Origin of the sequence: Pseudomonas sp. RIT288, assembly GCF_000631985.1 — a bacterium.
Classification (GTDB): domain Bacteria; phylum Pseudomonadota; class Gammaproteobacteria; order Pseudomonadales; family Pseudomonadaceae; genus Aquipseudomonas.
In genome coordinates this window covers 1-21,748 of the sequence record NZ_JFYN01000022.1, presented here as the reverse complement: position 1 = coordinate 21,748, position 21,748 = coordinate 1, and the positions used below count along the sequence as shown (strand labels likewise).

21 protein-coding genes are annotated in these 21,748 nt (G+C 60.5%); 12 read left to right on the top strand and 9 right to left on the bottom strand.

The genetic code is table 11. The features are described from left to right. The first annotated feature begins 41 nt into the window (after positions 1-41). Positions 42-662, top strand: a complete 621-nt coding sequence (locus tag BW33_RS18290) for a LysE family translocator (protein ID WP_047600330.1) — start codon at positions 42-44, stop codon at positions 660-662. On the opposite strand, the gene BW33_RS18285 is transcribed toward BW33_RS18290, so the two are convergent. Beyond that, positions 659-1,072 carry a VOC family protein gene (locus BW33_RS18285; RefSeq protein ID WP_047600329.1) on the bottom strand — a complete coding sequence of 138 codons (414 nt, stop codon included), beginning with the start codon at positions 1,070-1,072 and terminating at the stop codon, positions 659-661. The two genes, BW33_RS18290 and BW33_RS18285, sit on opposite strands and share 4 nt — an antisense overlap. A 180-nt stretch (positions 1,073-1,252) precedes the next feature. On the opposite strand from BW33_RS18285, the gene BW33_RS18280 reads away from it, so the two are divergent. From BW33_RS18280 to BW33_RS18265, 4 genes are all read left to right on the top strand, one after another. Then, positions 1,253-2,335, top strand: coding sequence for a bifunctional transcriptional activator/DNA repair enzyme AdaA (locus tag BW33_RS18280; protein ID WP_047600328.1), 1,083 nt, complete (start codon positions 1,253-1,255; stop codon positions 2,333-2,335). Between the two features lie 30 nt (positions 2,336-2,365). Continuing rightward, positions 2,366-3,163: an isocitrate lyase/PEP mutase family protein gene (locus tag BW33_RS18275; RefSeq protein WP_047600327.1), complete on the top strand. Its 798-nt coding sequence runs from the start codon at positions 2,366-2,368 to the stop codon at positions 3,161-3,163. A gap of 1 nt (position 3,164) precedes the next feature. Beyond that, a complete protein-coding gene (locus tag BW33_RS18270) occupies positions 3,165-3,794 on the top strand; it encodes a DNA-3-methyladenine glycosylase family protein (protein ID WP_047600326.1) in 630 nt (209 codons plus the stop codon). A 206-nt stretch (positions 3,795-4,000) separates the two neighbouring features. Continuing rightward, the gene (locus BW33_RS18265; protein ID WP_047600325.1) at positions 4,001-4,489 is read left to right on the top strand and encodes a GFA family protein; all 489 of its coding nucleotides are present in this window, start codon (positions 4,001-4,003) and stop codon (positions 4,487-4,489) included. Positions 4,490-4,607: 118 nt separating this feature from the next. On the opposite strand, the gene BW33_RS18260 is transcribed toward BW33_RS18265, so the two are convergent. The 3 genes from BW33_RS18260 to BW33_RS18250 all read right to left on the bottom strand — a co-directional run bounded on the left by BW33_RS18260 (position 4,608) and on the right by BW33_RS18250 (position 7,482). Beyond that, a complete protein-coding gene (locus BW33_RS18260; RefSeq protein WP_047600324.1) occupies positions 4,608-5,894 on the bottom strand; it encodes an ATP-binding protein in 1,287 nt (428 codons plus the stop codon). Continuing rightward, complete coding sequence (locus BW33_RS18255; RefSeq protein WP_027613172.1) at positions 5,895-6,602, bottom strand: response regulator; 708 nt, start codon at positions 6,600-6,602, stop codon at positions 5,895-5,897. It lies immediately after the preceding gene. Positions 6,603-6,873: 271 nt separating this feature from the next. Next, a complete protein-coding gene (locus BW33_RS18250; RefSeq protein WP_003224098.1) occupies positions 6,874-7,482 on the bottom strand; it encodes a tRNA-(ms[2]io[6]A)-hydroxylase in 609 nt (202 codons plus the stop codon). Between the two features lie 159 nt (positions 7,483-7,641). On the opposite strand from BW33_RS18250, the gene BW33_RS18245 reads away from it, so the two are divergent. Continuing rightward, on the top strand, positions 7,642-8,505 hold the full coding sequence (locus BW33_RS18245) for a universal stress protein (RefSeq protein ID WP_047600323.1): 864 nt from the start codon (positions 7,642-7,644) through the stop codon (positions 8,503-8,505). A gap of 208 nt (positions 8,506-8,713) precedes the next feature. On the opposite strand, the gene BW33_RS18240 is transcribed toward BW33_RS18245, so the two are convergent. Next, positions 8,714-9,184, bottom strand: a complete 471-nt coding sequence (locus BW33_RS18240; protein ID WP_047600322.1) for a DUF1289 domain-containing protein — start codon at positions 9,182-9,184, stop codon at positions 8,714-8,716. A 467-nt stretch (positions 9,185-9,651) separates the two neighbouring features. Here BW33_RS18240 and acnB point away from each other — a divergent pair, with 467 nt between their 5' ends. Next, positions 9,652-12,261 carry a bifunctional aconitate hydratase 2/2-methylisocitrate dehydratase gene (gene acnB / locus BW33_RS18235; protein WP_047600321.1) on the top strand — a complete coding sequence of 870 codons (2,610 nt, stop codon included), beginning with the start codon at positions 9,652-9,654 and terminating at the stop codon, positions 12,259-12,261. A 140-nt stretch (positions 12,262-12,401) separates the two neighbouring features. On the opposite strand, the gene BW33_RS18230 is transcribed toward acnB, so the two are convergent. The 4 genes from BW33_RS18230 to BW33_RS30540 form a co-directional block, all read right to left on the bottom strand. Next, complete coding sequence (locus BW33_RS18230; protein WP_047600320.1) at positions 12,402-14,054, bottom strand: SulP family inorganic anion transporter; 1,653 nt, start codon at positions 14,052-14,054, stop codon at positions 12,402-12,404. A 145-nt stretch (positions 14,055-14,199) separates the two neighbouring features. Beyond that, positions 14,200-15,480 (bottom strand): HAAAP family serine/threonine permease, encoded by a 1,281-nt coding sequence (locus BW33_RS18225; protein ID WP_047600319.1) that lies wholly within the window; start codon positions 15,478-15,480, stop codon positions 14,200-14,202. A 252-nt stretch (positions 15,481-15,732) separates the two neighbouring features. Next, the gene (locus BW33_RS30015; protein WP_177327505.1) at positions 15,733-15,903 is read right to left on the bottom strand and encodes a hypothetical protein; all 171 of its coding nucleotides are present in this window, start codon (positions 15,901-15,903) and stop codon (positions 15,733-15,735) included. A gap of 52 nt (positions 15,904-15,955) precedes the next feature. Then, positions 15,956-16,336: a hypothetical protein gene (locus BW33_RS30540; RefSeq protein WP_442965405.1), complete on the bottom strand. Its 381-nt coding sequence runs from the start codon at positions 16,334-16,336 to the stop codon at positions 15,956-15,958. Between the two features lie 44 nt (positions 16,337-16,380). Here BW33_RS30540 and BW33_RS18215 point away from each other — a divergent pair, with 44 nt between their 5' ends. The 5 genes from BW33_RS18215 (at position 16,381) to BW33_RS18195 (ending at position 20,617) form a co-directional block, all read left to right on the top strand. Next, positions 16,381-16,764 (top strand): tautomerase family protein, encoded by a 384-nt coding sequence (locus BW33_RS18215; RefSeq protein WP_047600317.1) that lies wholly within the window; start codon positions 16,381-16,383, stop codon positions 16,762-16,764. Between the two features lie 206 nt (positions 16,765-16,970). Then, positions 16,971-17,495 carry a cysteine hydrolase family protein gene (locus BW33_RS18210; protein WP_047600316.1) on the top strand — a complete coding sequence of 175 codons (525 nt, stop codon included), beginning with the start codon at positions 16,971-16,973 and terminating at the stop codon, positions 17,493-17,495. A 139-nt stretch (positions 17,496-17,634) separates the two neighbouring features. Then, entirely contained in the window at positions 17,635-18,603 is a 969-nt protein-coding gene (locus BW33_RS18205; protein WP_047600315.1) for a 2-hydroxyacid dehydrogenase, read from the top strand. 156 nt (positions 18,604-18,759) lie between these two features. Then, positions 18,760-19,827: a phosphotransferase family protein gene (locus BW33_RS18200; RefSeq protein ID WP_047600314.1), complete on the top strand. Its 1,068-nt coding sequence runs from the start codon at positions 18,760-18,762 to the stop codon at positions 19,825-19,827. Positions 19,828-19,849: 22 nt separating this feature from the next. Beyond that, positions 19,850-20,617 (top strand): SDR family oxidoreductase, encoded by a 768-nt coding sequence (locus BW33_RS18195; protein WP_007965755.1) that lies wholly within the window; start codon positions 19,850-19,852, stop codon positions 20,615-20,617. The last annotated feature ends 1,131 nt before the right edge of the window (positions 20,618-21,748 follow it).

Below are 21,748 nucleotides of genomic sequence, written 5' to 3'. Positions count from 1 at the left end.
CCTGTGATAAAAAAGCACACTCGTTTCCGGAGCCCAAGCCCATGGATCTCGCCACGCTTTCGCTGTTTCTCCCGGCCTGTTTCGCTTTGAACATGGCCCCCGGCCCGAACAACCTGCTGTCGGTCAGCAATGCCACCCGCTATGGCTATCGCCGGGCCTGCGCCGCCGGTATCGGACGGATTATCGCGTTCGCCGCAATGATCGCCCTCGCCGGCGCGGGGCTGTCAGTGGTGCTGCAGACCTCGGAATGGCTGTTCCATGCGATCAAGATTATCGGCGCGGCGTATCTGCTGTACCTGGCGTGGCAACTATGGCATGCCAATCCCGAGGCCGAGCAGCAACTGGCGGGAGCGTCGGTGGGATTCTGGCGGTTGGCGCGTCAGGAGTTTCTGGTAGCGGCGGGTAATCCGAAAGCTATCCTGCTGTTCACCGCGTTTCTACCGCAATTCGTCGACCCAAGCCGTCCGGTACCGGCGCAATTCGCCGTGCTCGGCGCGCTGTTTCTGCTGCTGGAATGGATCGCCATCGGCGCCTATGCCTGGATGGGCCTGCACATGCGCCGCTGGTTCGCCGAGCCGCGCGGCAAACGCATCTTCAACCGTTGTTGCGCGGGGCTGCTGTCAGCGGCGGCTTCGGTGTTGTTGATGGCGAAACGCGCTTAAGCCTCGGACGGGCCTTTGAGCTCGACCTGATTGCCGTCCGGGTCGAAGCAGTACAGTGACAGGCCGTAGCCCTCGGCGCCGAAGCGTCTGGCGGCTGTTTCCACGCTCAGACCGTGCGCCTGCAAGTGTTCGATCAACGCAGATTCATCAAAGGGTTCGATGCGCAGGCAGAAGTGATCGACGTTGCGCCGCTCCTTGCCGGCCGCCCCGCCCCCCTTCTGCCCGAGTTCGCCTTGCAAGTCGACCAGGTCGATCATCGAGGTCCCGGCGCGCAGGTGCACCAGCCCCAATGGCTCATTATGCTTGACCACCTCGGCGCCGAAGACCTGGCGGTAAAAGTCGATACTGCGTTGCAGATCGGCGACGCGCAGCACGATGTGATCAATATATTGAATGATGAACGGCGGCATAAAACTCAATCCCTCAACTGTAGGAGCTGCCGCAGGCTGCGATCTTTTGATCTTGTTCTGAAAAAACAAAGGCAAAAGATCGCAGCCTGCGGCAGCTCCTACACGGTAGTTCAGAGGTTCTGGAAATTCACTGTCGATTTTTCGGTGGAGCCATCGAAACCCTCGATTTAAGCTCTGGCCATGAACATACAAACCGCACTCCTGCCGCCCCACGCCGAGATGGTTCGCGCCATGCTCGAACGCGACACCGCCTACGAGGGGGTGTTCTTCACGGCCGTGAAAACCACCGGGATCTTCTGCCGCCCCAGTTGCACGGCGCGCAAGCCGAAACCGGAAAACGTCGAATTCTTCGCCCACGCCGATGAGTGCTTGAGCGCCGGTTACCGCGCCTGCCTGCGCTGCAAGCCGCTGGACGCCGCCGCCATCGCCCCCGACTGGGTGCAGCGCCTGCTCACCGCCGTCGATGCCGACCCGGAAATGCGCTGGAGCGATGCGCAGCTGCTGGCCGAAGGCATCGAACCGCTGAAATTGCGGCGCTGGTTCAAGCAGCATTTCGGCATGACCTTCCATGCGTGGCTGCGTACCCGACGACTCGGTATGGCGCTGGGCGGGATCAAACAAGGCACCTCGATTGACCATGCGGCGTTTGATTCGGGCTACGAATCGCTCAGCGGTTTTCGCGATGCGTTCCAGAAATCCTTCCACATCACCCCGGGCCGCGCGGCCAACAGTGAACCGCTGCTGTTTACCCGCCTGACCACGCCGCTGGGGCCGATGATCGCCATGGCCGAACGTCGCGGCCTGGTGTTGCTGGAGTTTCTCGACCGCCCGGCGCTGACCCGCGAAGTCGAAGAGCTGCAAACCCGTCATGGCTACGTGGTCGCGCCGGGGCACAACGCGCATCTGCAGCAGATCGAAGCGCAACTCAACGAATATTTTACCGGGACCCGCACTCTGTTCAGCGTGCCGTTGCACCTGCCCGGCAGCGCGTTCGACCAGCAAGTCTGGGAGCAACTGCTGCAGATTCCTTATGGACACACCAGTACCTACGGCAGCCTCGCCGCACGTTTGGGCAAGCCCGGCGCCAGTCGTGCGGTGGGGCTGGCCAACGGGCACAATCGGCTGGCGATCGTGGTGCCATGCCATCGGGTGATCGGTGCGGACGGTTCGTTGACCGGCTATGGTGGTGGACAGCCGCGCAAGGCGTTTCTGCTGAGGCTGGAAAACGCTGCGGTGCAACTCACGCAACCACTGGCTTTCTGACGCTTCGCACACTCACAAGAAGGGATTTCGATGAACGCGCTCGACACTCGGTTTCACCAGTTACACCAGGAAGGTCTGCTGATTCTGACCAACGTCGCCGACGCCACCGGTGCGCGGCTGGTCGAGCACGCGGGCGGCAAAGCCGTCGCCACCAGCAGCGCAGCAGTCGCTTGGGCACACGGCTATCCAGACGGCAACACCCTGCCCCTCGAACGACTGATTTCAACCGTGGAATCCATCGCGCGGGTGATCCAGGTGCCGCTGAGCGTGGACATCGAGGCGGGTTATTCCGATGACCTTGGCCGCGTGGCCGAAGTCGTCGACGCGGTGCTTGCCGCCGGTGCGGTGGGGATCAATATCGAGGACGGCAGCGGCGCCCCGGAACTGTTGGCGCGCAAGATCGAAGTGGCACGCGAAGTCGCCCGCAAGCGCGAGGTGAAGCTGTTCATCAACGCGCGCACTGACGTCTACCTCAAAGGTCTGGTACCGGCCGAGGATCGCGTCGCCGAAACCCTGCGCCGTTCCGCGCTCTATCAGGCCGCCGGGGCCGATGGCTTGTTTGCCGCTGGCGTGACGGGCGCTTATGAAATCGAGGCAATCTGCAAGGGCACGTCACTGCCGGTGAACGTGCTCGGCTTCGCCTGCCTGCCCTCGCCGACCGAGCTGCAAGCTCTGGGCGTACGGCGCTTGAGCGCCGGGTCTGGCATCGCCGAGTTCCTCTACGGCGCGATGGGTTCGCTGGTGAAAAGCTTCCTCGCCAGCGGCAAGCTCGATACCCACGACTTGAAGGCGCTGACCTACGGCGAAGTCAACGGTCTGCTGAAATAGCATGCCGGATCGTTATCAGGCGGCCAGCGCATTTCTCGCCGCGCTCGACGAGGACTGGCAGCGCCACATTGCAGTCGTCGGCCCGTGCCTGCACCAACCGCACCCGGCGCGCGATCCTTACGAATCGCTGGTGCGAGCGATTGCCTATCAGCAACTGCACGCCAAGGCCGGGGATGCAATTGTCGGGCGTCTGGTGGCGCTGTTTCCGGGGCAGACGTTTCCCCGGCCTGAACAGATTCTCGCGACCGACTTCGATCAGCTGCGCGGCTGCGGTTTTTCGGCGGGCAAGATTGCGACCATTCAGGGCATCGCCCAGGCGACACTGGACGGCGTGGTACCGGATTACTCCACCGCGCTGGCGATGGACGATGAGGCGCTGATCGAACGTTTGGTCAGCCTGCGCGGGGTTGGGCGCTGGACGGTGGAGATGCTGTTGATCTACAGCCTGGAACGCACGGATATCCTGCCGGCGGATGATTTTGGCGTGCGCGAGGGCTATCGGCGGTTGAAGGGGCTGGAGATGCAGCCGACGCGCAGGCAGATGGTCGAGATTGGCTTGGCGTGGAGTCCGTATCGGACGGTGGCGGCGTGGTACCTCTGGCGCATACCAAAACCGCAAATCCCCCTGTAGGAGCTGCCGCAGGCTCGGGCCGCGTTCGGACGATCTTTTGATCTTGCTTTGAAAAGATCAAAGTCAAAAGATCGCAGCCTGCGGCAGCTCCTACAGGGGAATGCGTTGCAAATGTGGGAGTGAGCCTGCTCGCGATGGCGCCCGGACAAACACTGCAAAATCTTCTAGGCTCAACCACACCACTTCAGCCAACCGGAGGCCCCCTCATGCACCTCGAAGGCTCCTGCCACTGCGGCGCCGTCACCTTCAGCCTGACCAGCGCCCATCCCTACCCTTATCAACGCTGCTACTGCTCGATCTGCCGCAAGACTCAGGGCGGAGGCGGTTATGCAATCAACCTCGGTGGCGATGCGGCCAGCCTCAAGGTTCAGGGGCGCAAGCACATCAGCATCTACCACGCGAAGATGAAAGAAGAAGGTGAAAAACGTGCCCATCGCAGCACCGCCGAGCGGCATTTCTGCTCACAGTGCGGCAGCGGTTTGTGGCTGTTCAGCCCGGAATGGCCGGAGCTGATTCATCCGCTCGCCTCGGCGATCGATACGCCGCTGCCGGTGCCGCCGGAGCATACGCATTTGATGCTGGGATCGAAGGCGCCCTGGGTCGAGGTGGATGCGAAGCCCAAGGACAAGCAGTTTGCGGTGTATCCCGAGGAGTCGATCGCGCAGTGGCATGAGCGATTGGGGTTGGCCAAATGAGCAGGGGTTTGTGCTGTGATTGATGGCCCTATCGCGAGCAGGCTCACTCCTGCATTTGGAATGCATTCCCTTGTTGGAGTGAGCCTGTTCGCGATAGGGCCCAACCCGCCAACACCAATCAGTCCAGATGCGCCCAGGTCATCCGAAACGACGCCCCACCCCACTCCGATTCCCCGACCTCGACCTGCCCGCCATGGGACTGCGACACCCGCCGCACCAGCGCCAGCCCTAGACCGAAGCCACCGGTGCGACGGTCGCGACTGGCATCCAGCCGCGAGAACGGTTCGAAGATCTTCACCCGGCCTTCCACCGGAACCCCCGGGCCGTCGTCGTTGACCCGCACTTCGTAGTAATCGCCGCTGCGCACCAGCGTCACCTCGACACGCTGCTCGGCATAACGAATGGCGTTGCGCAGCAGATTGATCACTGCGCGCGCCATGAACCGCGGCTCGATGCGCACGGTGTCGAGCCGACAGTCACCAATCAGCAACTGCACTCCCGCCGCTTCCGCCTCCAGCGCCACGCTGCCGACCACACTGTCGAGCCAGTTGGCGGCTTGAATGTTTTCGCACTTGATCACCGTCGCGCCGCGTTCGAGGCTGGCGTAGGTCAGCAGCTCGGAGACCATTTCTTCCAGCTCGCCAAGGTCGGCGTACATGTCGGCGATCAGTTCACGGTTCTGGTTGGCGTCCGGCTGTTGCTTGAGTTGATCGAGTTCGAATGACAGTCGCGCAATCGGCGTGCGCAGTTCGTGGGACACCGCGTTGGTCAGTTCGCGCTGATTGGCGATCAGGCTCTCGATGCGTGCCGCCATCAGGTTGAAGTGCTCAGCCAGGTCACGGATGTTCGAGCGTTTCGACAGTTGTATGCGCACCGACAGATCGTTGTCGCCAAAACGTTCGGCGGCCAGACGCAGTTTTTCCAGGTCGCGCCAATGCGGACGCACCCAGAAAAACAATACGCAGCCGATCAGCACGGCGATCATCAAGTAGGCACCGGCAATGTAGAACGGCATCAGGCTGGGTTCGGCGGGCAAGCGGATGCTGAGCAGTTGCGAGCCGCCGTCGATGGCAGAAATGTATTGGGTGTATTTGTCGCGGATCACTAGCAAGCCTTGAGCAAGCTCGACTTTTTCCTCGTCGCTGAGCGCCAGTTGTTCGGCTTCGACCAAGCTCAGCCCCAAGCCATAGTGCGGGCGCAGGGCCTGCAGTTGTTTTTCACGGGCCGGACCGTCGAGGTTGCGCAGCTGCTCCCCCAGCGTCCAGGCCTGACCACGCACCGCCTCGCGGTTGTAGTCATGCATCTGATAGTCGAGCAAGGCATCGAACGTACGCTCGACCGTCTGCAACGCCAGAACCAGGCCCACCGTCATCACCAGAAACAGCCCGAGGAATAACCGCAGCATCTACAGCTCCCACGCGAACGGATTGAACAGATAACCCTTGCCCCATACGGTCTTGATGCACACCGGCTCGCGGGGATTGTCCTTGAGTTTGTTGCGCAACTTGCTGATGTACACATCGACGCTGCGATTGAGCCCGTCGAAGGCGATACCGCGCATGCGATTGAGGATGTCATCGCGCGACAAGGTCTTGCCGGCGGCGCTGGCCAGCAGCCACAGCAGCTCGAATTCCATGGTGGTCATTTCGATGATCTCGCCGGCCAGCCGCACTTCGCGACAGCTGCGATCAATGCTCAAGCGCCCAAACTCCAGCGCACTGACCACGCCGGCTTCCGGCATCTGGCGCCGCTGCAACGCGCGTAGCCGAGCAAGCAATACCGGCGGCTTGATCGGTTTGATCACGTAGTCGTCGGCGCCGGATTCCAGGCCGAGAATGTGGTCGAGATCGTCTTCCTTGGCGGTGAGAATGACAATTGGCGTGTCTGACACGCTGCGAATTTCCCGGCACACGTGTAGGCCGCTCTGCCCCGGCAGCATCAGGTCGAGCACCACCACTTTGGGCTGGAATTCGAGAAACGCGGCCACCGCCAGATCGCCGCGATGCACAGCGCGCACCTCGTAGCCATGCTGCTCGAGAAAGTGCGCAATCAGCGTGGCCAGACGCTCATCGTCTTCGACCAGCAGGACTTTGCCAAAACCCAGGTTATCCATAACGACCGTCTGCCAACCCATGTGTGAAGTGGGCGACAGTATGGCGGCAATCGCTGGCGAGGCGTTGTTTCGGGCAACAAAAACCGGCCGCTGGGGCCGGTTTTCAGTGATATTTCATACTCTTAAGAGTTTTTTACAATCAGGAGCAAAGATCGCAGCCTGCGGCAACTCCTACATTTGGACCGATCCCTGTAGGAGCTGCCGAAGGCTGCGATCCTTTGATCTTGCTTCAAAAAATCAACAGATCGCAGCCTGCGGCAGCTCCTGCAGGTCAGGCGGCAGCCGGCACACCGCTGTGAAAGCGAAACTCTTCATCCGGCGACTCGATCAGCTCCTGCTCGGCAGCACGCACCTTGTCGATCACCTGAGCGATGTCCTTCGCGTCGCCGTACTGGTAAGCCAGTTTCAGATAACCCTGGAAATGCCGCGCCTCGCTTTTCAGCAGGCCGAAATAGAACTTGCCGAGTTCTTCGTCCAGATGCGGCACCAGCGCTTCGAAACGTTCGCAGCTGCGCGCTTCGATGAATGCGCCGACCACCAGCGTATCCACCAGTTTCACCGGTTCGTGGCTGCGCACCACTTTGCGCAGACTCGACGCGTAACGCCCGGCGTGCAGCTGGCGCAGCTCGATCTTGCGGCGTTTCATGATGCGCATGACTTGTTCGTGATGCACCAGTTCTTCCCGGGCCAGACGCGACATCATGTTGATCAGGTCGACGTGGGAATGGTACTTGGCAATCAGGCTCAGCGCGGTGCTGGCGGCCTTGAACTCGCAGTTCTTGTGGTCGATCAGCAGGGTTTCCTGATCGGCCAGTGCCGCCTGGACCCAGGCGTCGGGCGTGCGGCAGCCAAGGAATTCGTGGATTTCGGGAAGGATCATGGGGCTCACGGTAAAAGGTGTACGAGCAAAGGCCGCCGATTATACCGGCCTGCCCGCAGACCACCAGTCGCAGGCGTTGATATGCATCAAGTCGCGTCCCGATGAGCAGCAACTATAGTTGTGCAACGCCGTGCCTTTTCTTTGCTGGAGACTCCGCTCATGCAAGCCATTCGCAGCATTCTGGTGGTCATCGAACCCGAACATTCGGAAAGCCTGGCGCTCAAGCGCGCCAAGTTGATCGCCGGCGTGACCCAGGCCCATCTGCACCTGCTGGTGTGCGACAAGAAGCACGACCACGCCGGCATGCTTGGCGTGCTCAAAGCCGCGCTGATCGCCGACGGCTACAGCGTGACCACCGAGCAGGCGTGGAACGAGAGCCTGCACGAAACCATCATCGATGTGCAGCAGGCCGAAGGCTGCGGGCTGGTGATCAAACAGCACTTTCCCGACAGCGCCCTGAAAAAAGCCCTGCTGACCCCGGCCGACTGGAAACTGCTGCGGCACTGCCCGACTCCGGTGCTGCTGGTGAAAACTGCGGGGACGTGGAAAGACAAAGTGATTCTCGCGGCAATCGATGTCGGCAACGCCGATGGCGAGCACCGGCATCTGCACACCACGATCATTGATCACGGGTTCGATATCGCCAGCCTGGCCAAGGGGCACCTGCATGTGATCACGGCGCATCCGTCGCCGATGCTGTCGGCAGCAGACCCGACCTTTCAGCTCAAGGAAACCATCGAGGCGAGGTACCGCGAGCAATGCAAGGCGTTTCAGGCCGAGTTCGATGTGGATGACGAGCACCTGCACATCGAGGAAGGCCCGGCGGATGTATTGATTCCGTTCATGGCGCACAAACTGCAGGCGGCAGTGACCGTAATCGGCACCGTGGCGCGCAGCGGTGTATCAGGCGCATTGATCGGCAACACCGCCGAACAGGTTCTGGACCAACTTGAAAGCGACGTGCTGGTGCTCAAGCCGCAGGAGGTTGAGGATCATCTGGTGGAGTTGGCGGTGAAGCACTGAGGATTACGGTGCCTGAACCGGCGCCTTCGCGAACAGGCTCGATCCCACAGGGGTACGCATTTCAAATGTAGGAGTGAGCCTGCTCGCGATGGCGGTGTATCGGCCGAAGACTATGTTGAATGTACCGGCCTCATCGCGGGCAGGCTCACTCTTACAGAGGTACGCCTTCCAAATGTGGGAGTGAGCTTGCTCGCGAAGCTTTTGATCTTCAGGCGCCGAAGGCGTCTTTCAGGAAACCCGGGGCGATGTAGCGCTGATAATGCGCTTCCGACAGCAGGAAGAATTCCCGATCAATGGCATCGCGCAACTCCGGCAGGTTCCAGTCGCGGAACTCCGGCAACAACACCATGCCGTAGGCTTCCAGATTAATGATCACCCGCGCCCCGCGCGCAATCAGCTGATAGGCCCAGCAATATTCCGACTGATGCGGCACGAAGCGGATCTTGCGCTGTTCCAGCTGCAGGCGCAGGCGCGCCGGATCGAAGATCTCGACCTTGCTCGCCATCACTTGTGACAGCAATTGCTCCAGACGCAACCACACCGCACGCTTTTCCTCCTCGCCGTAACCATTCCAGTTGATCACTTCGTGGTGGAAACGTTTGCAGCCACGGCACACCAGATCTCCGTAAACAGTGGAGCAGAGGCCGACGCAGGGGGTCTTGATGGTCTGATTGGGCATAAATTGGCAAAACACTGAAACGCGGAACAGGCCGGCATGTTAGCCCTTTGTCGGGCATTGATCACCCCTCAAACGTCAGGGGCAAGCGCTGGCTCGCGGTTTACCCTGCCCGTGCACAACGCCACCAAAGTCCAATAGAGCGCGACTTACCTTTAAATTTTTTTTGCCGTAGAATCAGCCAGCCTTTTAAGGCGCCAATGTCCGTTAGAAGCTGTTTTCAAAGCGTCACGAGCACAGTCGTTCCTTCAGAGCGGTGTTGGCGAAGGGTTTTTCCAGCGGGGAAAAGCCCAACGCCAACCCTCATCAGCTCCCCGTTCTGCAGGCGTAAAACTTTGAAAGCAGCTTCTGTAAGGAATTGCCGGTAATTCTGGCCAAACGACTCACAACGTCGTGCGGTGCATGAGTACGGCAATTTCGGGATGAGCGTCCCGGACACCCATTTGGGACCACTGATGAGGGTAATAACTGTGCTTGAAGCCTACCGCAAACATATCGAAGAGCGTGCAGCCCTGGGTATCGTTCCCCAGCCGCTTAACGCCGAACAAACTGCAGGCCTGGTCGAGCTGCTGAAGAATCCTCCGGCTGGCGAAGAAGCTTTCCTCGTTGACCTGATCACCAATCGCGTACCACCAGGAGTGGACGAAGCCGCTTACGTCAAAGCCGGTTTCCTGTCGGCCCTGGCCAAAGGCGAAGTCTCCTCCCCTCTGCTGGACAAGAAGCGCGCTGTAGAACTGCTCGGCACCATGCAGGGCGGCTACAACATCGTGACTCTGGTTGAACTGCTGGACAACGCCGAACTGGCGCCAGTGGCTGCCGAAGAACTCAAGCACACCCTGCTGATGTTCGATGCCTTCCACGACGTGGCTGAAAAAGCCAAGAACGGTAACGTTCACGCCAAGGCCGTGCTGCAATCCTGGGCTGACGGCGAGTGGTTCAAGAAGCGCCCGGTGCTGGCCGACAAGATCAGCCTGCGCGTGTTCAAGGTCACCGGCGAAACCAACACCGACGACCTGTCCCCGGCACCAGACGCCTGGTCGCGTCCTGACATCCCGCTGCACGCCCTGGCCATGCTGAAAATGGCCCGTGACGGCATCGTTCCGGACGAGCAAGGCAAGACCGGCCCGATGAAGCAAATCGAAGAAATGCGCGGTCAAGGCTTCCCGATAGCCTACGTCGGTGACGTGGTCGGTACCGGTTCCTCGCGTAAATCCGCGACCAACTCGGTGCTGTGGTTCTTCGGCGACGACATCCCTTACGTGCCGAACAAGCGCGCTGGCGGTTTCTGCTTCGGCAGCAAAATCGCTCCGATCTTCTACAACACCATGGAAGATGCCGGCGCACTGCCAATCGAGTTCGACGTGTCGAACATGAACATGGGCGACGTGATCGACCTGTACCCGCACGCAGGCAAAGTCTGCAAGCACGGTACCGACGAAGTCATCACCACCTTCGAAATGAAGACCCCTGTGCTGCTGGACGAAGTCCGTGCCGGCGGTCGTATCCCGCTGATCATCGGCCGTGGCCTGACCGAGAAGGCTCGCGCCGAACTGGGTCTGCCAGCATTCGACCTGTTCAAGAAGCCGGAAGCACCGGCTGAAAGCACCAAGGGCTTCACCCTGGCGCAGAAAATGGTCGGCAAGGCGTGCGGTCTGGCAGAAGGCAAAGGCGTTCGTCCTGGCACCTACTGCGAGCCGAAGATGACCACCGTCGGTTCTCAGGACACCACCGGTCCGATGACCCGTGACGAACTGAAAGACCTGGCGTGCCTGGGCTTCTCCGCTGACCTGGTGATGCAGTCCTTCTGCCACACCGCGGCGTATCCGAAGCCGATCGACGTGACCACCCACCACACCCTGCCCGACTTCATCATGACCCGTGGCGGCGTTTCCCTGCGTCCGGGCGACGGCATCATCCACTCGTGGCTGAACCGCATGCTGCTGCCGGACACCGTGGGTACCGGTGGTGACTCGCACACCCGTTTCCCGATGGGCATCTCGTTCCCGGCCGGTTCCGGTCTGGTCGCGTTCGCCGCTGCCACCGGCGTCATGCCGCTGGACATGCCGGAATCGATCCTGGTGCGCTTCAAAGGCAAAATGAAACCTGGCATCACCCTGCGTGACCTGGTTCATGCCATTCCTTACTTCGCCATCCAGAACGGTCTGCTGACCGTCGAGAAGAAAGGCAAGAAAAACGCCTTCTCCGGCCGCATCCTGGAGATCGAAGGCCTGGAAGGTCTGACCCTGGAGCAGGCGTTCGAACTGTCCGACGCCTCGGCCGAACGTTCGGCTGCCGGTTGCACCATCAAGCTGTCGAAAGAGTCGATCACCGAGTACCTGCAGTCCAACATCACCCTGCTGCGCTGGATGATCGGCGAAGGCTACGGCGATGCGCGTACCCTGGAACGTCGCGCGCAAGCGATGGAAGCCTGGATCGCCAACCCTGAGCTGATGGAAGCCGATGCCGACGCCGAATACGCCGAAGTCATCGAAATCGATCTGGCCGACATCAACGAGCCAGTACTGTGCGCGCCGAACGATCCGGACGACGCCCGTCTGCTGTCCAGCGTGGCTGGCGAGAAGATCGACGAAGTGTTCATCGGTTCGTGCATGACCAACATCGGTCACTTCCGTGCTGCCGGTAAACTGCTGGATCAGGTCAAGGGTCAGCTGCCAACCCGTCTGTGGCTGTCGCCGCCGACCAAAATGGACGCTCACCAACTGACCGAAGAAGGCTACTACGGCATCTACGGCAAGGCTGGCGCACGCATGGAAATGCCAGGCTGCTCGCTGTGCATGGGTAACCAGGCACGCGTTGAGCCGAACAGCACCGTGGTCTCGACGTCGACCCGTAACTTCCCGAACCGTCTGGGCGACGGCGCGAACGTCTACCTGGCTTCGGCCGAGCTGGCGTCCGTGGCTTCGATCCTGGGTCGCCTGCCGACCGTCGAGGAGTACATGGAATACGCTGGCAAGATCGACAGTATGGCGGCCGATGTCTACCGCTACCTGTCCTTCGACCAGATCGCCGAGTTCCGTGAAGCGGCTGCGAACGCCAAGATTCCGGTCGTTCAAGCCTAACGTTACAAAGCAATAGAAAACGCCGCCCATCGTGAGATGTGCGGCGTTTTTTTATGCGTGCTCTCAGTAGATACATCTATTTTTGTTCGCCATCATTCCCTGTAGGAGCTGCCGAACGCGGCCCGAGCCTTCGGCAGCTCCTACAGGGATTCGTCAGGTTTCAAAGCTTGCTGCACCGCCCCGTCGACGCTCAGCCCGCTGAGAATCACCCCGTTAGCGGTTACTTCTGGCAATGCCTCTAGCGCCGTCAGCGCCTCATGCTTGAGCCGCGCCAGAATCAGGCGCTTGCCCTCCTGATGCACCCGCAGGAAAAACTCCTGCATAGCCTCGATGCTGGTGCCGTCCAGGTCCGGGGTTTCCTCCAGACTCAGGATCACGGTGTGCAGCGGTGCGCCCGAGTGACGGATCAAGTGCAACGCTGCACCAAGAACCCGCTCGACGTTGGCAAAGAACAACGCCTCACCGGGCCGCACAATCAGCACTCCCGGCTCAGTCGCCGCGGTCGAATGGCGTTGCAGATCGACAAAATCATGCCCGCCGTCGATCCGCCCGAGCACCTGAATGTCCGCCGCCGACATCTGTTTGAGCATCAGCAGCACGCTGATCGCCACCGACACCAGTAACCCGTCGAGAATGCCCAGCAGCAGCACCGCCCCCACCGCGCACAACACCAGCACCCGATCCCGGCGCCAGACGAAGTAGCGCCCCAGCGGCTGCAGACTCAAGCCACGCGCCAGCGCATGAATCACGATGGCCGCCAGAATCGGCTCCGGCGTCAGGGCGATCCACGGCAGAACCGTCAGCACGATCACCAGCACCACCAGCGCCGCCACCCCACCGGCCCAGCGTGAAGTCGCCCCGGCGGCCTCGTTCGCCGACGTTGCCGAATACCCCGCCCCCGCCGGCATGCCATGGAACAATCCGGACAACAGATTCGAGGCACCCAGCGCCAGCAAGTCACGGTTGGAGGTCACGCGGTCACCGTGCTTGAGGGCGAACGAACTGATCGAGCCGTACGATTCGGCGTACAGAATCATCACCAGCGCGAACCCCACCTCCCCCAGCCGCAGCCAGTCGGCAAACGGCAACAGCGGCAGGCTCGGCACCTCCAGGCTCAGGTCGATCAAACCGATCAGGCTCACGCCGTGAGCCGGCAGGTTCAGCCATTGCCCGAGCACAATGCCAATCACCACCACCAGCAAACCGCCAGGCACCCGTGGAAAGCGCGAGAACAGTCCCAACAGCCCCAGTGCCACCGCTGCGACAGCCGCCGCCGGCCAGTTCCATTGCGGCAGTTGTTCGAGCAATTGCGGGGCGAAGCGCACCAGGTTGGCGTCGTTCAGGTGCACGCCGACCACGCTGGCGACCTGTTTGAGGATAATCGTCAGCGCGAGGCCGAAGGCGAATCCGCGCAATACCGGTTTGGCGATAAAAGCGGTGACGCTGCCAAAACGGAAGATCCCCGCCAGCAAGAACAGCCCACCAGTGACCAGCACCAACCCGACCGCCAGCGTCGCGCGTAACTGCGGGTCGCCATTGGCCATGGTCGCGGTGGCCGCCGCCAGCACCGCTGCTGACGAAGACGTGGCCGAGACAATGGCAAAGCGGCTGGTGCCAAACAACCCATAGCACAGCAACCCGGCAAACAGCGCAATCACCCCGGCCTGCGGCGCCAGCGCGGCGATGGTCGAATAAGCGACCGCTTCGGGCAACAACAGACCGGCAATCGACAGACCGGCGAGGATGTCTTGCCAGCGATTGGGGGGTTCTACAGATTGGGGCGCGCTCGACAATCCACTGTCTCCAGACGAAAAAAAGCCGCTGCGCATGAGAGATGCGCAGCGGCCTACTGTAGCTGAAAAGCAAAAGATCGCAGCCTCCGGCAGCTCCTACAGGGTATTCCTGCAGGAGCTGCCGAAGGCTGCGATCTCTTGATCTTTAAGCAGTCAGCGAATAAATCAACGCCGAAATCGCCACCAGACCTACGGCGGTGACAAACACGTTCGACGCCTGACCGCGATAGCGCGCCATCGCCGGCACTTTGCGGATCGCGTACATCGGCATCAGGAACAGAATCGCCGCGATCACCGGGCCACCGATGGTCTCGATCATCCCTAGAATGCTCGGGTTCAGGGTCGCGACGATCCAGCACACCACCAGCATGAACGCCGCCACGATGCGATCCAGCGCCTTGGCGCCCGGACGCTTGCCGCTCTTGACGATCAGGCCCTTGAGGCCTTCGCTGGCACCGATGTAGTGGCCGAGGAACGACTTGGAGATTGCCACAAACGCAATCAACGGCGCCGCAAAAGCGATGGTCGGGTTGCTGAAGTGGTTGGCCAGGTATGACAGGATCGACAGGTTCTGCGCCTTGGCTTCGGCCAGTTGTTCCGGCGACAGGGTCAGCACGCAACTGAAGACGAAAAACAGCACCATCACCACCATCAACAGGTGGGCACGGCAGAGGATCTGCGAGCTGCGCTGGTCAGCATTCACGCCGTAACGACGCTTCTGATCCACCGCAAACGCCGAGATGATCGGCGAATGGTTGAACGAGAACACCATCACCGGGATCGCCAGCCATAACGTGTGCAGCAGCGCCGAAGGTGCCGGCACTTGCGAGGCGGTAGTCAGGATGCCGCCGTTCCAGTGCGGAATCAGGTACACCGCGAGGAACAGCAGCGCGACGATGAACGGATACACCATCAGACTCATCGCCTTGACGATCGCCTGCTCGCCGCAACGCACCACGGCCAGCAGGCCGAGGATCAGCACGAACGACAGCAGCGCGCGCGGGGGCGGCGTGATGTGCAGTTGGTGTTCGAGGAAACTGGCGACCGTGTTGGTCAGGCCGACGCTGTAGATCAGCAGGATCGGGAAGATGGCGAAGAAGTACAGCAGGGTGATCAGCGCGCCGGCCTTGATGCCGAAATGCTGCTCGACCACCTCGGTGATGTCCGCACCTTCGCGACCGGAGAGCACGAAGCGGGTCAGGCCCCGGTGAGCGAAGAACGTCATCGGGAAGGCCAGCAGCGCAAGGATCACCAGCGGCCAGAAGCCACCCAGACCCGCGTTGATCGGCAAAAACAGGGTACCGGCGCCAATCGCCGTCCCGAACAGTCCCAACATCCACGTGGTGTCATGGCGATTCCAGCTCGACAGTTCAGCTGGTGCTGCCGCTTCATAGCGTTCGTCGACGCTATTGGCCTGATCATTCATCCGGTCGGATCTCCGCATTCCGGTCACTTGCCACTCGGTCAGGACGCGTCGGAAAAAACCGACAGACATGCTCCGGCCGAAACAGGGGCGCGATTCTCCGCGATAAATGAGCAGAAGCAAAGACTTAGCTGAGGAATGGTTGTACGGAGCAGATCAGCGGGTTGTCGCTTTCAGGAAAATGGCTGTCGGCTCCGGATATGTGTGATGTCGCTTTTCGGCAGGTTTCAGCGTAATACGAGCGGTAAGACTTGATCAGATCGATCGAGCCAGCATGAATCCGAGTGACATGCAAAACAGGCCGAACGCTAGCATTCCCCAGATTGGGTACATATCGCCCTTGTTTTTAATACGCATTCTTTCTTCCCACTCATCGTGCTCACGTTCCAGTTCTTCCATTCTGGCGTTGAAGTCATAGGTGCTCATGTTCGTTTTTCCTTTTTGGCTTATGGGTCTGACGGTGGTGAAACACAAACACTCAAAACTTGAAAAAAACACTTGCCACCGCAGTGATTGCAGTCACCAGGGCACCTGATACGGCGAGCGGATATAAATACGTTTCCCTGCTTAGCTTCTTCTCTTCCGCCAGAAGTTTTTTTCTCTCGGCGATGAGTTTGCGTGTTTCATTTCGGAGCCTTTCGAGTTCCAGGTGTTCTCGATTGTTTCGAAGCATTCGCCTTCCTTGGCTGTTGGCAGTTTCTAACCCGAGCTGCTTTGTGCCCCATGATTTCGCGTTCATCAATGTTCCGATAGCAGACGCATCTGCCAATTTCGTAGGCAAATTCCCCGCAAATAGTAGGTAGCTTCGTACAAAAGCAACGGCGAGATCATCACTCCTTACTTTCAATTTTCCCGACATGCTCTAGCGTGAGACAAGTCCCCTGCCCCACGGAGTCTCTGCCCATGCCCCTCGTCCGCGTCGACATCAAAAAACACGCCGATCCCACCTTCGCCAAACGCATCGGCGAGCAGATCTACGCCGCCATGCGCAGCACTATCAACGTGCCGGAGTACGACAACTTCCAGATTCTCAACGAGCATGATGGCGAGCATTTCATCTTCGATCCGCAGTACCTGGGCATCCAGCGCAGCGATCAGTTGGCGATCATCCAGATCACCCTCAATGAAGGCCGGACGCTGGAGCAGAAAAAAGCCCTGTACCAGGCCATCGCGCACAGCCTGAACACCCAACTGGGCATTCGCCTGGAAGACGTGTTCATCAATCTGGTGGAAGTCAAAAAGGAGAATTGGTCGTTCGGCAACGGCATCGCTCAATACGCCAGTTGACAGCCCTTCGCCGCCGCCAGCATGATCGGCGGCATGAACCTTCGCTCGCTGCACCTCACCCGTACCACCACGACCGCCACCGGCGGGTCGTGGTGTTGCTGCCCGAGATGAATCCAGCGCAGTGAACCAAGGCCCCGCCAGCAATGGACGGGGCCTTGTTGTTTCTCCCGTCCGTGCGGCACTTGCAGCCCTCAAGGAGAAACATCATGTCCGCAGCATTGTTGATCATCGATATGCAGGTCGGTCTGTTCCATGGCCCGGAAAAACCCCACGACGGCGACCGTGTGCTCGCCAACATCCAGCACCTGATCCGCCAGGCACGCCAGCAACACGTGCCGATCTATGCCGTACGCCACACCGGCCCGGCAGGCTCGCCGATTGCCGCCGGCAGCCCCTTCTGGCAATTGCTGCCGGAACTCGAACTGAGCGCAGATGCCGACTACCTCTTCGACAAATCCAGGCCCAACACCTTCCACGGCACGAACCTGGCGCAGCAGCTCAACGCCCATCAGATCGACGACCTGTACCTGGTCGGCATGAAAACCCAGTTCTGCATCGACGCCACCTGCCGCGCCGCCGCCAATCTGGGCTTCAAACCGTTGCTGGTGGCCGACGCACACACTTGCATGGACACCCCGGCATTACCCGCCCAAGTCATCATCGAGCACCATAACGCCACCCTCGGCGGAGCATTTGCACGGCTGATCAACAGCGCCGACGTGAGCTTCTGACGAAGCGCCCGCGTGCTCCCCGCTTCAGCTCCTACACTGGCTGAAGCGGGGCTGCGGCCACCATTGCCAAACCGCTCTGGAATCAGCACTCTGACACGACTTTCGCGACCACACCGTCATAGATCACAGGAGCCGCGCAATGCCCGCCACCGTTCTGGTACTGGTTGAAACCATCAATGACTATTTACCGATTCTCGAGCATCAGGGCTTTCATCTGATCCTCGCACCAACCCCTGCCGAACGTGCGCAAGCCATCGCCAGCCACGGCCCGCGGATCGACGCCGTCCTGACCCGTGGCCCGCTGGGACTGACCGCGGAGGAAATCGCCGCCCTGCCGGCGCTGAAAATCATTACCGTGATCGGCGCCGGTTATGAACACGTTGACCTGCAGGCTGCCAGCGATCGCGGGATCACCGTGACCAACGGCGCCGGGGTCAACGCCTCGTCGGTGGCCGATCATGCGATGGCGCTGCTGTTGGCGCTGGTGCGCGATATTCCGCGCTGCGATGCGGCAGTGCGCCGGGGTGAATGGCCGAAGATCATGCGCCCGTCGCTGGCCAATAAACGTCTGGGCATTCTCGGCCTGGGCGCGGTGGGCATGGCGATTGCCAAGCGTGCCCAGCTTGGTTTCGACATGCAGATCAGTTACCACAACCGTCAACTGCGCAGCGATGTGCCTTACGCGTTCTGCTCGACGCCCACCGAACTGGCACGCGCCTCGGACTTCCTGATCATCGCTACGCCGGGCGGAATCGGCACCCAGCATCTGGTGACTCGGCCGGTGCTCGACGCCCTTGGCCCGAACGGTTTCATCGTCAATATTGCCCGGGCGAGTGTCATCGCCACAGCGGATCTGATCACTGCCCTTGAGCAACGGCGGATTGCCGGCGCCGCGCTGGACGTGTTCGATCATGAACCGCAGGTGCCGAATGCGCTGAAAACCCTGAGTAATGTGATTCTCACGCCACACGTTGCCGGCCTGTCACCGGAAGCCACTCAAGGCACGGTGGAACTGGTAGGGAAAAACCTCGTGGCGTTCTTCTCAGGACAACCGGTGCTGACGCCGGTCGCCCTGCCCCCAAGGCTCAACAACCAGCGCGTGCATTGAAAAGAGCCGGCAGCGCCCTGCTGCCGTACCTATTCGAAACGCTGATTATCCTGCAACACGCTAACCTATAAGACCGCTGCGCGCTTGTGGCCGCCCGAGTGCGCCATTAGATTAGCCAATGATGTCTGGCCTCCAAAATAAGCAGAAGGGATAAGCATGGCGCTTACTGACCAGTCCACCCGGATTCGCTCTGGCGAAGAACTCGATGCCAGCCTGATCGATCCATACTTGAAGGCGCACATTCCGGACCTGACCGGCACCCCGCAGATCAGCCAGTTTCCCGGCGGTGCGTCGAACCTGACTTACCTTCTGGAATACCCGCAGCAGGAATTCGTCCTGCGTCGCCCGCCGTTCGGCCACAAGGCCAAATCCGCCCACGACATGGGCCGCGAATTTCGCATTCTCAATCAACTGCGCGACGGTTTCCCCTACTGCCCGAAAGCCTACGTGCACTGCACCGACGAGTCGGTGATCGGTGCCGAGTTCTATGTGATGGAACGGGTCAAGGGCATCATCCTGCGCTCCGACCTGCCACCAGAACTGGGTCTCGATGCAGCGAAAACCGAAGCACTGTGCAAGAGCTTCATCGACCGTTTCGTCGAGCTGCATCAAGTTGACTACAACGCCTGCGGCCTCGGCGATCTGGGCAAACCGCAAGGCTACGTCGCCCGCCAGATCAAAGGCTGGAGCGAGCGCTACGAAAAAGCCCTGACCCCGGATGCGCCGCACTGGGAGAAAGTCAAAGCCTGGCTCAACGACAAGATGCCGGCCGACCATCCGACCTCAAGCATGGTCCACAACGACTATCGCTTCGACAACGTGATCCTCGACCCGAACAACCCGATGCAGATCATCGGCGTGCTCGACTGGGAACTGACGACCCTCGGCGATCCGCTGATGGACCTGGGCAACACCCTCGCCTACTGGATTCAGGCTGATGATCCGGCGCCCGTGCAACTGATGCGCCGCCAGCCAAGCCACGCCCCGGGCATGCTGACCCGCCGTGAGTTCGTCGATTACTACGCCGAGCGCTCGGGCATCCGGATCGACAATTTCGACTTCTACTACACCTACGGCCTGTTCCGCCTGGCCGGCATCGTGCAGCAGATCTACTACCGCTTCTACCACGGCCAGACCCAGGACAAACGCTTCGCGCAGTTCATTCACATGAACAAACTGCTGGAGCACATGAGCCTGCAGGTCATTGCGAAATCGAGCCTCTGACGGCCCACACCAAGGAACCCTTATGTCCAAGACTCAGTTGTTCGACCTCGACGGCAAAATCGCATTCGTCTCCGGCGCCAGCCGTGGCATCGGTGAAGCCATCGCCAAACTGCTGGCCCAGCAAGGCGCCCACGTGATCGTCTCGAGCCGCAAGCTCGAAGGCTGCCAGCACGTCGCCGACGCCATCATCGCCGCCGGCGGCAAAGCCACCGCCGTGGCCTGCCACATTGGTGAAATGGAACAGATCAGCCAAGTGTTCGCCGGGATCAAGGAACAGTTCGGCCGTCTCGATATTCTGGTGAACAACGCTGCGACCAACCCGCAGTTCTGCAACGTGCTGGACACCGATCTGGGTGCGTTCCAGAAGACCGTCGACGTGAACATTCGCGGCTACTTCTTCATGTCGGTGGAAGCCGGCAAGCTGATGCGCGAAAACGGTGGCGGCAGCATCATCAACGTTGCGTCGATCAACGGTATTTCACCAGGCGTGTTCCAGGGCATCTATTCGGTGACCAAAGCTGCCGTGATCAACATGACCAAGGTCTTCGCCAAGGAATGCGCGCAATTCGGCATCCGCTGCAACGCGCTGCTGCCGGGTCTGACCGACACCAAATTCGCTTCGGCACTGGTGAAGAATGACGCGATCCTCAAGCAGGCACTGACGCAGATCCCGCTCAAACGCGTGGCGGATCCGAGTGAAATGGCCGGAGCGGTGCTGTATCTGGCGAGTGATGCATCGAGCTACACCACCGGGGTTTCGCTGAATGTGGACGGTGGATTCCTGTCCTGATCCAGACGCGCCTGTGTAGGAGCTGCCGAAGGCGGCCCGAGCCTTCGGCAGCTCCTACACAGGATTGAGGTCAGGCAATGACCTTATGCACCGCCAGCAAAGCCGCCCCACGCTACTGCGTGACACAACGGGTGGTGGTGATATGCCGAGTGACCTGCTCGTCAACGTACATATCGCCCGACACCTGAGTGTTTTCCAGGGTCTGACAGGTACGCACCGGCGGGGGTGGAGGTGCAGCAGGAGGCGGTGGCGGAGGACTGGCGCAGCCGCTCAATAGCGCAACAGAGAAAGCCAGCGACAGCGGCAGATACACGCGTTTCCCAGGATTATTCATAGGACGACCCGCGATGAATGGAAGAGCCACTTCCGCAATCGCGCACGAATACCGCGGATAACGGAAGACCTGAACACTCATTCTTTATAGCCGACCACCCTGTAAGCGCCAGTGAAACGGCGGGGGATGGGAGAATTGGCTGTCGATTTTGTGAGGAGCAGACCTTATTGGAGGAGTACGTCAGCAAGAATTTTGCTCACTGGAAGGCCGCCATCGCTGGCAGGCCAGCTCCCACAGAGGTTGAGTATTCCTTCCCGAAACAGGTCGGCTGTCAGGCCGCCGTCGCCAGCAGGCTGGCTCCCACAGGGGTTGAGTATTCCTCAGAAACAGGTCGCCTGTCAGGCCGCCATCGCCAGCAGGCTGGCTCCCACAGGGGTTGAGTATTCCTGCCAAAAACAGATCGCCTGTCAGGCCGCCATCGCTGGCAGGCCAGCTCCCACAGGGGTTGAGTATTCCTGCCAGAAACAGGTCGCCTGTCAGGCCGCCATCGCCAGCAGGCCAGCCCCCACAGGGGTTGAGTATTCCTGCCAAAAACAGGTCGCCTGTCAGGCCGCCGTCGCCAGCAGGCTGGCTCCCACAAGGGTTGAGTATTCCTGCCAAAAACAGGTCGCCTGTCAGGCCGCCATCGCCAGCAGGCCAGCCCCCACAGGGGTTGAGTATTCTTGCCAGAAACAGGTCGACTGTCAGGCCGCCATCGCCAGCAGGCCAGCTCCCACAGGGGTTGAGTACTCCTTCCAGAAACAGGTCGGCTGTCAGGCCGCCATCGCTGGCAGGCCAGCTCCCACAGGGGTTGAGTA

Coding starts and splice junctions, on each gene's coding strand:
- BW33_RS18290 (WP_047600330.1), top strand. CDS start 42: ATGGATCTCGCCACGCTTTCGCTGTTTCTCCCGGCCTGTTTCGCTTTG.
- BW33_RS18285 (WP_047600329.1), bottom strand. CDS start 1,072: ATGCCGCCGTTCATCATTCAATATATTGATCACATCGTGCTGCGCGTC.
- BW33_RS18280 (WP_047600328.1), top strand. CDS start 1,253: ATGAACATACAAACCGCACTCCTGCCGCCCCACGCCGAGATGGTTCGC.
- BW33_RS18275 (WP_047600327.1), top strand. CDS start 2,366: ATGAACGCGCTCGACACTCGGTTTCACCAGTTACACCAGGAAGGTCTG.
- BW33_RS18270 (WP_047600326.1), top strand. CDS start 3,165: ATGCCGGATCGTTATCAGGCGGCCAGCGCATTTCTCGCCGCGCTCGAC.
- BW33_RS18265 (WP_047600325.1), top strand. CDS start 4,001: ATGCACCTCGAAGGCTCCTGCCACTGCGGCGCCGTCACCTTCAGCCTG.
- BW33_RS18260 (WP_047600324.1), bottom strand. CDS start 5,894: ATGCTGCGGTTATTCCTCGGGCTGTTTCTGGTGATGACGGTGGGCCTG.
- BW33_RS18255 (WP_027613172.1), bottom strand. CDS start 6,602: ATGGATAACCTGGGTTTTGGCAAAGTCCTGCTGGTCGAAGACGATGAG.
- BW33_RS18250 (WP_003224098.1), bottom strand. CDS start 7,482: ATGATCCTTCCCGAAATCCACGAATTCCTTGGCTGCCGCACGCCCGAC.
- BW33_RS18245 (WP_047600323.1), top strand. CDS start 7,642: ATGCAAGCCATTCGCAGCATTCTGGTGGTCATCGAACCCGAACATTCG.
- BW33_RS18240 (WP_047600322.1), bottom strand. CDS start 9,184: ATGCCCAATCAGACCATCAAGACCCCCTGCGTCGGCCTCTGCTCCACT.
- BW33_RS18225 (WP_047600319.1), bottom strand. CDS start 15,480: ATGAATGATCAGGCCAATAGCGTCGACGAACGCTATGAAGCGGCAGCA.
- BW33_RS30015 (WP_177327505.1), bottom strand. CDS start 15,903: ATGAGCACCTATGACTTCAACGCCAGAATGGAAGAACTGGAACGTGAG.
- BW33_RS30540 (WP_442965405.1), bottom strand. CDS start 16,336: ATGTCGGGAAAATTGAAAGTAAGGAGTGATGATCTCGCCGTTGCTTTT.
- BW33_RS18215 (WP_047600317.1), top strand. CDS start 16,381: ATGCCCCTCGTCCGCGTCGACATCAAAAAACACGCCGATCCCACCTTC.
- BW33_RS18210 (WP_047600316.1), top strand. CDS start 16,971: ATGTCCGCAGCATTGTTGATCATCGATATGCAGGTCGGTCTGTTCCAT.
- BW33_RS18205 (WP_047600315.1), top strand. CDS start 17,635: ATGCCCGCCACCGTTCTGGTACTGGTTGAAACCATCAATGACTATTTA.
- BW33_RS18200 (WP_047600314.1), top strand. CDS start 18,760: ATGGCGCTTACTGACCAGTCCACCCGGATTCGCTCTGGCGAAGAACTC.
- BW33_RS18195 (WP_007965755.1), top strand. CDS start 19,850: ATGTCCAAGACTCAGTTGTTCGACCTCGACGGCAAAATCGCATTCGTC.